The sequence below is a fragment of the Desulfosalsimonas propionicica genome (assembly GCF_013761005.1).
Lineage (GTDB): Bacteria > Desulfobacterota > Desulfobacteria > Desulfobacterales > Desulfosalsimonadaceae > Desulfosalsimonas > Desulfosalsimonas propionicica.
The window spans coordinates 212,284-224,394 of record NZ_JACDUS010000001.1 but is presented as its reverse complement, the minus strand read 5'-3'; the positions used below and the strand labels follow the sequence as shown (position 1 = coordinate 224,394).

Here is a 12,111-nt window from a genome sequence, read left to right as displayed (position 1 = left end):
CTGGCACTAGGCGGAAAAAGAGTCAATGGGTTTGTGTGCCGGCGGGTGTTCCATGACCTGGTCAACCAGCCAGTCAAAGATGGCTGTGTCTTCAAGATCGGCCTTGCCGCCTTTTGCCAGCATGTCTTCAATGGCCTTTTTTGACGTTCGGCCGGTGCCGGCCACGGCTGTGTGAAACAGATTCAGCCGGTTTTCTGAGGGGAAAAACAGAATCAGGGGATTGCCGAAAACCTGGGCGTTGTTTCTGTCCACGCCCCGTTGTCCCCAGATCCAGGTTTCCGGCAGTTTTGCAGAAGCAGGGGCCGGGCGCAGATCCAGCAGTTCCGCAAAAAGTTCCAGGGATTCCACAACGTCGCCGGATGCCGCTTCCTCCAGGCCCGCTGCCCCCTGACGGCCAAGGGCGGAAATATCTTTGCGGCTGTAATCCAGGTCAAGCTTATGGACGCACTGGCCGTGAACCATCATGACGGTATCGGTTTTTCTGGATACCACCACGTCCTTGTCATTTAATATGCGCATGGCGTTTCGAATGGAAAGCATTTCTTTTAAGACAGGGTTTTTGCGCATCACCACGTCGGCCGGATTTGTTCGGTACAGCGGCAGCTCTGCGTCAAGCACGATAATTTCCGGCAACTGCGCATTAAAATCCCGGCTCAGCATTTCCGTGCCCCGCTCAATCCGTTTCTGATACCCGGCTTTGTCCAGCAGTTGGCGCATTGCGGTCTTGTCTATGTGCGTGCCGCTTTCCGTGGGTGTCAGCGAGGCCAGCACCTGCCGGGTCAGCCGGTCGATTTCAATTTTCTGCTTTAAGTTCTGCTTAAATGACATGGCTGTTTTCCCGCTAATCCTGCATCCGCGACGGGTCACCCCCGGGCAGTCCAAGTTCCCGGGCCCGCAGCACCCTTCGCAGAAGTTTGCCGCTGATGGTTTTGGGCAGTTTGTCAAGAAAGACCAGTTCCCGCACCAGCAATTCAGATGAAAGGTTGCCCTTTAAAAATGCCCGGATTTCATAGTTGAGCCGATTGGACGGCGTATTGCCCTGTTTTAAGGTAACATAAGCCTTTAGATGCGAGATGCCACGGCCCGGCTCCCGGCCCTTGGAGATGACTGCGGCTTCGGCCACGGCTGGATGCATGCACAGCACCTGCTCGATTTCAAACGGGCCGATGACCTTGTCGTCTCCTGCTTTGATCAGGTCATCGTTTCTGCCCTGATGATAAAAATAACCCTCTTCGTCTTCCACGGCAATGTCTCCGGTGACAAACCAGCCGTTTTTAAAATATCCGGCAAACCGGTCCGGCTCCTTCCAGATCTGCGACATCTGGCCCGGCCACCCGGGCCGCAGGGCCAGTTCCCCCAGGGAAAGCGCCGGCAGGGGTTCGCCGTTGTCATCTAAGATTGCCGCTTCAATGCCCGGCAGGGGCTGGCCCATGGATCCGGGCTTGATATCTGTGCCCGGCAGGTTGGCAATGCAGATCATCCCGGTTTCTGTCATCCACCAGGTGTCATGGGGCGTGGCCCCGATATGCTGCCGGGTCCAGTACAGCATTGCCGGCGGCAGGGGGGCGCCCACGGTGCAGATGTGGGTTAGGGCAGACAGGTCGTATCGGGTGGGCAGATCATCGCCGGCTTCCATGAGATCCCGCAGCACCCGCGGGGTGGTGTACCAGGTGCTGACCCCCAGATTTTCCAGGGCCCGATACCAGTTGGCCGCGGTAAACGGCTGGCGGATGACCACGCTGGTGACCCCGCAGAGCCAGGGGGCAAAGGCGCCGTAAACCGTACCCGTGACCCAGGCCGGGTCTGCATCGGTCCATAATACCGTGTCGTCCTTGAGATTCAGAACCCACCTGGCCGTCGTCTGCATCCCGGTCATGTCCGAGTGCGTGTGCACAATGCCTTTTGGCGGCCGGGTGGAACCCGAGGTGTAGATCAGGTACAAAGGCGTGTCAGGCGGCAGCAGGGCTGTGGGAAATTCAGCTGACATGGTTTTTGCCATGTTTTCGATGATGGTTTCCTGTTCAAACAGCTCGGGCGCCGGGCCGCATACCAGCAGGATATGGGCGAGCCGGGAACTCAGGTCCACCGGGATCTGTTCGGCCAGATCCGGATGGGTGAGCACGCCCCGGGGCGAAATATTGTCTAAGCGCACTTCCAGTTCGTAGAAGCCGGAAGTGGAAAACACCGGGCAGAACATCACGCCCATGCGGGCAGCCCCGGCCATGGCAAAATAGGCTTCCGGGCAGGGAGGCAGAAACAAAAGCAGGCGGTCGCCTTCGGCAAATCCGAACCGGGTCAGCAGGTTGGCCCATCTGGCTGACATATCGCGCATCTGCCGGTAGGAAAGGCTTTCCCGCCGGCTGTTTGCCTCAAATATCAGGGCCGGCTGATCGGCCCTTTGGGGATCATCAGCCCAAAAATCCAGGGAATCGGCAATAATGTTGACCATGCTGCCGCTTTGCCGGCGCAGTTGTTTTTCCGCCTCTTTCCAGGAAAAGGTTTGCCGGGCCCGGCTGTAGTCCCGAAGGTTTGCAGCCTCCGGGGCGACCGCAGGAATGCGGGCTTTGATCATTCCATGACTCCAAAGGGTTGATGGATTTCCAAAATCCGGCCGACCCGGTCAAGGGCTTCCGGGGAGGCCGAATCCGGGATCTGCGGGATTTGATCCGTATCTGCCGTTAATTCCGATATCACATTGCCCACGCACCTGACAAGGGCCGGAGGCTCGTATCCGCCTTCCAGGGCAAAAAGCAGCGGGGTTTTGCCCCGGGCGGTTTCTGCGGCATCGAGGATCAGCCGGGTCAGGCGGGCATAGATGTTTTCGGAAAAAAAGCATCTTCCCACAGGATCATCGCAATGGGCGTCAAATCCGGCTGCCACCATGATCAGTTCCGGTGCAAAACCCCGGATAACCGGCACCAGGGTTCGGGAATACAAATACACCATGTCCTGGTCCGTAAATTCCCGGGACAATTCTATGTTCATGGTGTATCCCCGTCCCGGTCCGGCCCCGGTCTCCTGTATGGCGCCGGTATAGGGATAAAGCATCCGGTCATGGGTGGAGAAATAATAAATCCGGTCGTTTTCGTAGAAAATGTCGTTGATGCCGTTTCCGTGGTGCACGTCCCAGTCCACCACCAGAATCCGGCGGGCATTGTGGCGGGCCCGGGCATATTCGGCTGCCACGGCAATGTTGTTGAAAACGCAGAAGCCCCCGGAGCGGTCCGGCAGGGCGTGGTGGCCCGGCGGCCGGATAAGGGCGAAAAAGGCCTGGCACTGTTTTTCCATGAGCAGGTCAACGCCCTGGAGGCAGGCGCCTGCCGCCAGCCAGGCGGCCATGTGGGACATGGCGCTCACCGGGGTGTCCGGGGCCAGGTTGGTCATCGGCAGTTCTGCGGTTTTCAGAATCCGGCGGACATGGGCCGGCGTATGCACCCGCTCCACGTCCTCCAGGGCTGCGGGCTGCGGCTGGAATTCCATGACCCGGCCCGAAAAATCCCGGTCCAGCATCCGGTAGAGTTCACGGATCCGTCTGGGGTGTTCGGGGTGGAAATGACCGGTTTTGTGCTCCACAAACCGATCATCCCTTGTCACCCCGACGGTTAACCCCATTTTCGGCTTTCTTCGGTTTTTTTCAGCACGTGATCACTTGAGGTTTTCAATGTTCACCCGGTTTTCCACGAGCTTGTCAATGACGCTTTCATCGGCAATCGTGGAAGTGTCGCCCAGTTCGTCGAGCTTTCCTGCAGATATCTTTTTGAGGATGCGCCGCATGATCTTGCCGGAGCGGGTCTTGGGCAGCCCGTCTGTGAACTGGACAATGTCAAGGGTGGCAATGGGGCCGATCTCGTTTCTCACCTGGCCCACAAGTTCCTTTTTAAGCGCGTCAGAGGCCGTGGCATTGGCCTTGAGGATGACAAAGGCGTAGATGCCCTGTCCCTTGATGGGATGGGGAAAGCCCACCACCGCGGCCTCGGCCACGCTGGGATGAAGCACCAGTGCGGATTCGAGCTCTGCGGTGCCCAGGCGATGGCCCGAGACATTGATCACATCGTCAATGCGGCCGATAATCCAGTAGTAACCGTCTGCATCCTTTTTGGCGGCATCGCCGGTGAAATACATTCCCGGCACCTGGCTGAAATAGGTTTCCCGGAACCGCTCGTGATCGCCGTATACGGTTCTGGCCATTGCCGGCCACGGTTTGCGGATACAAAGCAGGCCTTCTTCATCCGGGAATTTCACCGGCTCGCCGGTGTCATCGAGGATCACCGGGTCCACGCCAAAGAAGGGAAACGAGCAGGAGCCCGGCTTGACCGGGGCCACCCCGGGAAGGGGGGTGAGCATGTGGCCGCCGGTTTCGGTCTGCCACCAGGTGTCAATAATCGGACACCGGCTTTTGCCCACGTTTTTGTAATACCAGCGCCATGCCTCCGGGTTTATGGGTTCGCCCACCGTGCCCAGAAGGCTCAGTGATGACAGGTCATGTTTTTCCACATGCGACTCGCCTTCCCGGGCCAGGGCGCGGATGGCCGTGGGGGCCGTGTAGAACTTGTTGATCCGGTATTTCTCCACAATGGCCCAGAACCGGTCAAAGTCCGGATAGTTGGGCACGCCTTCAAACATCACTCCGGTCAGTCCGCAGCACAGGGGGCCGTAGACAATGTAGCTGTGGCCGGTAATCCAGCCGATATCCGCCGTGCACCAAAACACCTCGTCGTCTTTTAGATCAAAGACCAGGCGGGTGGTTATGGCCGTGTAGAGCAGATAGCCGGCATGGGTGTGGACCACGCCCTTGGGCTTGCCGGTGCTGCCGCTGGTATACAGGATAAACAGCGGGTCTTCGGCGTCCATGGGCTCCGGGGCCACAAATGTGTCGGCTGCGGTTTTTTCCTCTTCCTCGTGCCACCACACCTCTTTGCCCGGTTTTAAGGGAATGCCCGAATCAGTGCGGTTGACCACGATGACCGTTTCCACGTCCGGACATTTTTCCATGGCCTTGTCCACGTTGTCTTTCAGGGATACGGGCTTTCCGCCCCGGTATCCGCCGTCAGCGGTGATCACAACTTTTGCGCCGCAGTCCTTTATCCGGTTGGCAATGGCGTCTGCGGAAAAACCGCCGAATACCACGCTGTGAATGGCCCCGATGCGCGCACATGCCAGCAGGGAAACCGGCAGTTCCACGATCATGGGCATATAAATAATCACCCGGTCGCCCTTTTTGACGCCGTTGTTTTTCAACACTGCGGCAAACCGGTTGACCCGGGTGTAAAGATCTTTGTAGGTGACCGCTTTTGTTTCCTCGGGATTATCGCCCTCCCAGTAATAGGCGATCTTATCGGCAATGGTGTCCAGATGGCGGTCCAGGCAGTTGTAGGACGCATTGAGCACACCGCCGGAAAACCAGCTGATTCTGGCTTCGGTAAAATCATAATCCAGTACCTGATCCCATTTTTTTTCCCAGGACAGGTATTTTTCCGCCTGCTGCGCCCAGAAACCCTCGGGATCCTCAACAGACTGCTTGTAGAGCTTCTGGTATTCGTCCATGCCCTTGATATAGGCGGTTTTTTGAAATTCTGCCAGGTGTTCACCGTAAACTTCCGTGCTTTCCGTCATAAAACCTCCTTGGGGTTTTGGATGGTTATTTGGTTTCTGCTTTCTGCTGCTCGTCGGGTTCGTCGAATCGACAGCTCAGAACAAGGATATCCTCCTCCCGGTTTTTGTGGATTTTATATGGCAGTTTTCCAAAAAGTTTTATCATTGCGCTGTTGGATGGTTCTGTATAGGCCACCAGCCCTTCGATATGATTGTCCCGTGCGGCTTCTGCGAGTTTGTGCAGCAGAATGCCGGCAATGCCAGTGCCCTGCCATTTCTTGCTCACGGAAAACGCCACCTCGGCCATGTTGTGACTGGGCTCAAGCATGTAGGCCCCGATGCCGATAACCGAGCCAAACCCGAACTCGCCGGTCAAAGCCACGATGGTGAGGTTGCGCACGTAATCGGTTTCAATGATGGATTTGACGTCATCGCGCAGAAACTGGGTCTTTTCATAAAAAAACCGGGCGATCACATCGCTTTTGTCCAGGTTGTAGAAATGTTCCTGGATCCTGCGGTCATCCACCGGCTTGGCCGGCCGGAAGGTCACGGCCTGTCCCCGGATTTTCCGGATTTCCTCGAGCCCCGCGGGGTAGACGCTTCTAAGCGACTCCGAGAGTTTGCGGTATTTGGTCATCAGCCCCAGATCCTTGGCTTTTTCAAAAAGCTCGTTTCTGAAATCCGGGTGTGCCAGGCTGATCATGGCCGTGGCCCGCTCCTGAAGGTTTTTGCCAAACAGGTTTACTGCACCGTATTCGCTGACCACATAGGAGACATCCGTGCGGGGCACCACCACTCCCCCGGACTTTATTTCCGGTAAGATGCGGCTGGTCTTGCCGTCCATGGAAGTGGAGGGAATCAGTAGTATGGATTTGCCTTCCGGGCAGGCCGCCGCCCCCCGGGTGAAATCCAGTATGCTGGAAACCCCGGCAAAATAGTTATGCGGAAGCGCATCCACTGCCGCCTGGCCGGTTAAATCCATTTCCATGACCATGTTGATCGACACCATCTTGTTGTGCTGGCCGATGATGGTGGGGTTGTTGACGTAATCAGACGGATAGAACTCAATGGAGGGATTGTCATGGACAAATTCATAGAGGTTTTGAGAGCCCACCGCGTTTGTGGCCACGATCTTGCCGTCGTTTAATCCCTTGTACTTGTTTGTAATCACTCCCATGGAAACCAGATCCATGATCCCGTCGATCACAAACTGGGTGTGCACGCCCAGATCATTTTTGCTTGAAAGCGCCAGCAGAATCGCTTTGGGCGTGGCCCCCAGGCCGAGCTGGAAGGTGGAGCCGTCCTCAATGAGGTTGGCCACCAGGCGCGCTATGCGATGGGCGGATTCAAACTCCGGAAGCTGGCCGATGGTCAGCAGATCCTCGTCTTGCTCCACCACCACGTCCACGTCATTTGCATGGATAAAGCTGTGGCCCAGCACCCGGGGCATGTTTTCGTTGACCTGGACGATGACCATGTCTGCGGCGCGCAGCGCCTCAAGGCCCACGTCCACGGAAATGCCCAGGCTCATCCAGCCGAAGTCGTCGGGCGGCGATGTCTGGACCAGGGCCGCATTGATGGGCAGATGGCGTTTTTTAAACAGGTTGGGCACCGCCGAAAGGTTCATGGGGGTGATATAGGGCCGGTTGGCCTCCATGTGCCGGGCCCCGGCAGAACCCTGGTAAATGCTGCGGATGCTGAACTGCTCAAAGGTGCCCTGGTTGGCCAGCCGGGTCAGGGGCGAGCTTTGCAGACTCATGAGCCGGACCACTTCAAGATCTGTTAAATGAGGGGCCTCGTTGACCAGGGTGTCGACCAGATGCTGGGGCTCGCCGCAGGAGGATCCCACAAACACGCGCTGGCCCGATTTGAGAAGCTGCATGGCCTGTTTTGCACTTCGGCGTTTTTTGATGTATTCATCCGGCCAGTATTTGACAGCCATGGTCACTCCTTTTTCCAGACTTTGAAAGGGGTTTTGGGAAAAAACAAGCCCCTGATTTGCCGGTGCATAAAATTGAACAAAACCGAATAATTGTAAACACTGTACCATATACAAAACATTGGTGCCAATACAAAATTGATGGCGCGGCAAAAGTCCAATATTTGCGTTACGCGCAATTTCTCAGAATTTCACGTACAGCTAACTATGCTGCATTCTTCGAAATTGCGCAAGTCTTGATCTTGAACTTTTTACGGCACCATCTGAGATCAGACTTTTTACGACTGCATCAAAATTGGAAACCTTGATTTTTCTGAGTGTCGGGGCCGGGATTTTGCGAAACCGGCTATTCCGGCGTTTCGGCTTGACACCGAAGGGGCAGGCGGTATAATTTGAACAAAATTAAAATCTTTAATTGATTGTCCTTTTTCTTTCTTTTTTGGCGAATTCGGAAACGCTCATGCACCAGAACCCGGTTTTTCGGCCGCGAATTGTTGTTTTTCTGTGTCTTTTGCTAATGGGCTCTGGATGGCTTGCGGCCCGGCCGGACGCACGGAATGAAGCCGATCGGCAGGTTTTTGTGATTCCGATTTCCGGCACCGTGGATCCGGGCATGGCGGCTTTCGTGGAACGGGCCCGCCAGGAAGTCTCCCAAAATCCGGGGGCCCCGGCTGTTTTTGAAATCAACACCTTTGGCGGCCGGGTGGATTCCGCCCTGGAAATTGTTGACACGCTTCTCAAAATCCCCGGGGATCAGACCATTGCCTATGTCTCGCCCAAGGCCATATCCGCCGGCGCCCTGATTGCCCTTGCCTGCGGAAACCTTGCCATGGCCCCGGGAAGCACCATCGGGGATGTGGCCCCGATCATGCAGTCCAGCGAAGGGCCCAGGGAACTGGGCGAAAAATTTCAATCCCCCATCCGGGCCAAGTTTCGGGCCCTGGCTGAAAGAAACGGCTATCCCGCGGCATTGGTCGAGGCCATGGTGACCAAGGAAAAGCATGTCCTGGAAGTCACCATGACCGACGGCACAACTGTTTACATGGATGCTCAGCAGTTTGAGGACCTGAGCGAAAACGAAAAAAAGGCCGTGACATCGAAAAAAACCATAGTGGAGGCCGGTGAACTGCTGACCCTCCACGATGCCGAGGCACTTTCCTACGGCCTGTCCATGATGACTGTGGACTCCATCGATGCCCTGCTCAGCAATCTGGATATGGCGGCATACGAACGCATCCGCATCGAGGAGACCTGGTCCGAGGCCCTGGTGCGTTTCATCGACGGCATTGCCCCGATTCTGATGATGATCGGGCTGGCCGGGCTTTATATTGAAATCAAGTCTCCGGGCTTTGGCGTGCCCGGAGCTGTGGGAGTTTTCTGTCTGGCGCTGGTGTTTTTGAGCCAGTACCTGGTGGGCCTGGCCCATTACACGGAATTTTTCCTTTTGCTGGCCGGCCTGATTCTGATGGGCGTTGAGATGTTTGTGCTGCCCGGATTCGGCATTGCCGGATTTGCCGGCATTGTTTTTATCGTCATCGGCATGGTGCTGGCCATGCAGGATTTTGTGTTGCCCGACCCTTCCCTTCCCTGGCAGAAGGATCTTCTCATTGAAAACGGGGTGCGGGTGCTGGGCGCCTATCTTGTGGCCATGGTCGCCGGGCTGATGTTTATTCGCTATGTCATGCCAAAAATCCCCTCCAGCCGGGAAGGGCCTTACCTGGCCGCATCGCTGAAAGATGCCCATGCAGACGCCAAAGACACACAGGTGGTGCATCCGGGCGATACCGGCGTGGCCCTGACCTATCTGCGGCCTTCGGGCAAGGCGGAAATCAATGATGAAAGGGTGGACGTGATCACGGAAAATCAGTTTCTGGAAAAGGGGACCTTGGTAAAAGTCATTGATATCCGGGGCAACCGGATTATCGTGGACAGAAAGGATCCGGCATGATCCAGCCCTACATTGTTCCGGTGATCTTTCAGGCGGCCGGCATTGCCGTCCTCCTGGCCGAAGTCATGCTGCCTTCAGGAGGCCTGCTGACCATCGTGGCCCTGGGCTGCTTCGGCTATTCCCTCTATCTTGTGTTTACCGCCGTGTCCGCTTTTGCGGGCATGGTGTTTGTGCTGGCCGATATTATTTTGATTCCCGTGGTGCTCATTGCCGGGCTCAAGCTGCTGGCCCGCTCTCCCCTGGCTTTGAAGACAAGTCTTTCGAGCAAAAGCGGATTTTCTTCTTATGATCAGGAAAAAGATGAGGATTATGTGGGCCGGCATGGCAAGGCGGCAACCGATCTGCGTCCTGCGGGAACGGCTGTCATTGACGGAAAACGCGTGGATGTGGTCACGAGGGGCGACTATATTGAAAAGGGATCGGCTGTGACGGTTACTGCCGTTGAAGGCAGCCGCATCGTGGTACGAAAAGATCAATAGTTGATGGTGGTGTAAAAAGTTCAATATCTGCGTTATGCGCGATTCCTCAGAATTTCACGTACGGATAAGTACACTGCATTCTTCGGAATCGCGCAAGCCTTGATCTTAAACTTTTTACGGCACCATCTGAAATCAGACTTCCAAGGAAGTCCAAGGGCGGGGTCAGTTTCTGAAGCGACATTGAGCGTTTACGGAAAAATTCAGCAAATGCCGAAGCTAAAAAATTTCAAACTGTTTGAGGCCGACAGGCCGAGTTTGTAAATTTTAAGCGAAGGCATTGGCTGAATCCGTAAACGGTCAGGAGCGAAAAAACTGACCCCGGCCGCAGGGCTTCCTTCCTGCAACAACAGCGGACGCGGTAAAAAGCTTTTTACGGTGCCATCAATAGTTCAGGGTCCGGGGCTTTGTGCCTGCCGGCCCTGAACAACAGCAACCTTTTGAAGGAGGATTTATGCCGGTCGAATTTATCATTCTCGTTATTCTTGTCATTGCCTTAATTGTTTTGCTCTACTTTATCGGATCGGCCATTTCCCTGTGGGTCCAGGCCTTGGTTTCCGGTGCGAGCATCGGGCTTTTCAACATCATTTTCATGCGGCTGCGCAAGATTTCCCCAAAGCTTATCGTCAATGGCAAAATTATGGCGGTCAAGGCCGGGCTGGAAGTCTCCACCAATGATCTGGAATCGCATTTTCTGGCCGGCGGTGATGTCATGCGCGTAATCCAGGCCCTGATCGCCGCTGACAAGGCCAACATTGACCTGAAATTCAACCGGGCGGCCGCCATTGATCTCGCGGGTCGAAATGTGCTGGAAGCCGTTCAGATGAGTGTTAATCCCAAGGTGATTGAAACGCCCATGGTGGCGGCCATGGCCAAGGACGGTATCCAGTTAAAGGCCATCTCCCGGGTGACGGTGCGGGCCAACATTGACCGGCTGGTGGGCGGTGCCGGCGAGGAAACCATCCTGGCCCGGGTGGGCGAAGGCATTGTCACCACCATCGGATCCTCGGACAGTCATAAAAACGTGCTGGAAAATCCGGACTCCATTTCCAAGCGGGTTCTGGAAAAGGGCCTGGACGCGGGCACGGCCTATGAGATTCTCTCCATTGATATTGCGGACGTGGATGTGGGCAAAAACATCGGTGCAGAGCTGGAAACCGACCGGGCCGAAGCCGATAAGAAGATCGCCCAGGCCAAGGCCGAAGAGCGCCGGGCCATGGCCTATGCCGCCGAGCAGGAAATGAAGGCCAAAGTTCAGGAGATGCGCGCCAAGGTTGTGGAAAACGAGGCCCAGGTGCCCATTGCCATGGCAGAGGCCCTGCGCGCCGGCAACATCGGAATAATGGACTATTACCGGTTTAAAAACATCCAGGCCGACACCCAGATGCGCGACAGCATCGGCGGAAAAGAAGACGACGGCAGCGGCCAGGAAACAGAAACCGAGGAATAAAAAAGGCCGATACCCATGGAACCCCTGATCTTTTTTCTGGTGGTGGCTTTCATTATCATTACCAATATTGTCAAGGCCAAAAAAAAGTTTGATAAAGGCGCTTCTGGCCCGCCGGAACAATCCCTTGCTGAAGAAGAGCCGAAATCTGCGGCTGAGGACAAGGCCCCGGCCGGGTGGAAGCGAAATATCCGGGATTTGCTGGCCGAACTCCGGCAGGAGGTTGTTGAGCAGCCGCAAAGGCAGACCCCGGAGCCGGCCCGGCAGCCGGGCCGGGGCACCGCCTGGGAGGATCTGGTCCGTACCGCGCCCGGGGCGGACAAACCGGATTTAAAGAAACCATCCGGGGCCGGAGCCGGGAAACAGCCCGCTGGTCCCCGGCCGGAACGGGGACAAACCCTGATTGAGTCGCGCAGCCGGCAGGGCTGGACTCCGGAGGCGCGCATCGGAGAGACAACAAGAAGGCCGCCGGCACCGGCACTCGAGCAAATGGGAAAAAAGGAGTTAAAAACCCTTCGGTCGCATCAGTTTTCAAGGCATGAGCTTCGCCGGGCCGTTATCTGGTATGAAGTGCTGGGCCCGCCCATGTCCCTGCGGGATCCGGAACGGGAAATGTGGCTGTAGCTCCGGGTTTTTGAGTTTCTTTCTTGAAAGGTGCTGCAAAATCGGCTATCTAATATATTTTGAGACTTTTAAGATTCGTTTGTGC

Annotated in this window: 9 protein-coding genes; 4 read left to right on the top strand and 5 right to left on the bottom strand. The window is 56.1% G+C overall.

Annotated elements, in window-relative coordinates; all coding sequences use genetic code 11:
* Nucleotides 1-6 precede the first annotated feature (6 nt).
* The 5 genes from HNR65_RS00975 to HNR65_RS00955 are packed head-to-tail and all read right to left on the bottom strand — an operon-like array spanning nucleotide 7 to nucleotide 7,534.
* On the bottom strand, nucleotides 7-828 hold the full coding sequence (locus tag HNR65_RS00975) for a hypothetical protein (RefSeq protein WP_181549579.1): 822 nt from the start codon (nucleotides 826-828) through the stop codon (nucleotides 7-9).
* A 13-nt stretch (nucleotides 829-841) separates the two neighbouring features.
* Nucleotides 842-2,572: an AMP-binding protein gene (locus tag HNR65_RS00970; protein ID WP_181549578.1), complete on the bottom strand. Its 1,731-nt coding sequence runs from the start codon at nucleotides 2,570-2,572 to the stop codon at nucleotides 842-844.
* Nucleotides 2,569-3,612: a histone deacetylase family protein gene (locus HNR65_RS00965; RefSeq protein WP_181549577.1), complete on the bottom strand. Its 1,044-nt coding sequence runs from the start codon at nucleotides 3,610-3,612 to the stop codon at nucleotides 2,569-2,571. Before HNR65_RS00965 ends, HNR65_RS00970 begins: the two co-directional genes overlap by 4 nt.
* A gap of 33 nt (nucleotides 3,613-3,645) precedes the next feature.
* Nucleotides 3,646-5,613, bottom strand: coding sequence for an acetate--CoA ligase (acs, locus tag HNR65_RS00960; protein ID WP_181549576.1), 1,968 nt, complete (start codon nucleotides 5,611-5,613; stop codon nucleotides 3,646-3,648).
* Nucleotides 5,614-5,638: 25 nt separating this feature from the next.
* Nucleotides 5,639-7,534, bottom strand: coding sequence for a bifunctional acetyl-CoA hydrolase/transferase family protein/GNAT family N-acetyltransferase (locus HNR65_RS00955; protein ID WP_181549575.1), 1,896 nt, complete (start codon nucleotides 7,532-7,534; stop codon nucleotides 5,639-5,641).
* A 457-nt stretch (nucleotides 7,535-7,991) separates the two neighbouring features.
* On the opposite strand from HNR65_RS00955, the gene HNR65_RS00950 reads away from it, so the two are divergent.
* The 4 genes from HNR65_RS00950 to HNR65_RS00935 all read left to right on the top strand — a co-directional run bounded on the left by HNR65_RS00950 (nucleotide 7,992) and on the right by HNR65_RS00935 (nucleotide 12,026).
* Nucleotides 7,992-9,479 carry an NfeD family protein gene (locus HNR65_RS00950; RefSeq protein WP_181549574.1) on the top strand — a complete coding sequence of 496 codons (1,488 nt, stop codon included), beginning with the start codon at nucleotides 7,992-7,994 and terminating at the stop codon, nucleotides 9,477-9,479.
* Nucleotides 9,476-9,958 (top strand): NfeD family protein, encoded by a 483-nt coding sequence (locus HNR65_RS00945; RefSeq protein ID WP_220128242.1) that lies wholly within the window; start codon nucleotides 9,476-9,478, stop codon nucleotides 9,956-9,958. The genes HNR65_RS00950 and HNR65_RS00945 overlap by 4 nt, the downstream gene beginning before the upstream one ends.
* A 451-nt stretch (nucleotides 9,959-10,409) precedes the next feature.
* The gene (floA, locus tag HNR65_RS00940; RefSeq protein ID WP_181549573.1) at nucleotides 10,410-11,405 is read left to right on the top strand and encodes a flotillin-like protein FloA; all 996 of its coding nucleotides are present in this window, start codon (nucleotides 10,410-10,412) and stop codon (nucleotides 11,403-11,405) included.
* 15 nt (nucleotides 11,406-11,420) lie between these two features.
* Nucleotides 11,421-12,026 (top strand): hypothetical protein, encoded by a 606-nt coding sequence (locus HNR65_RS00935; protein ID WP_181549572.1) that lies wholly within the window; start codon nucleotides 11,421-11,423, stop codon nucleotides 12,024-12,026.
* Nucleotides 12,027-12,111: the final 85 nt, after the last annotated feature.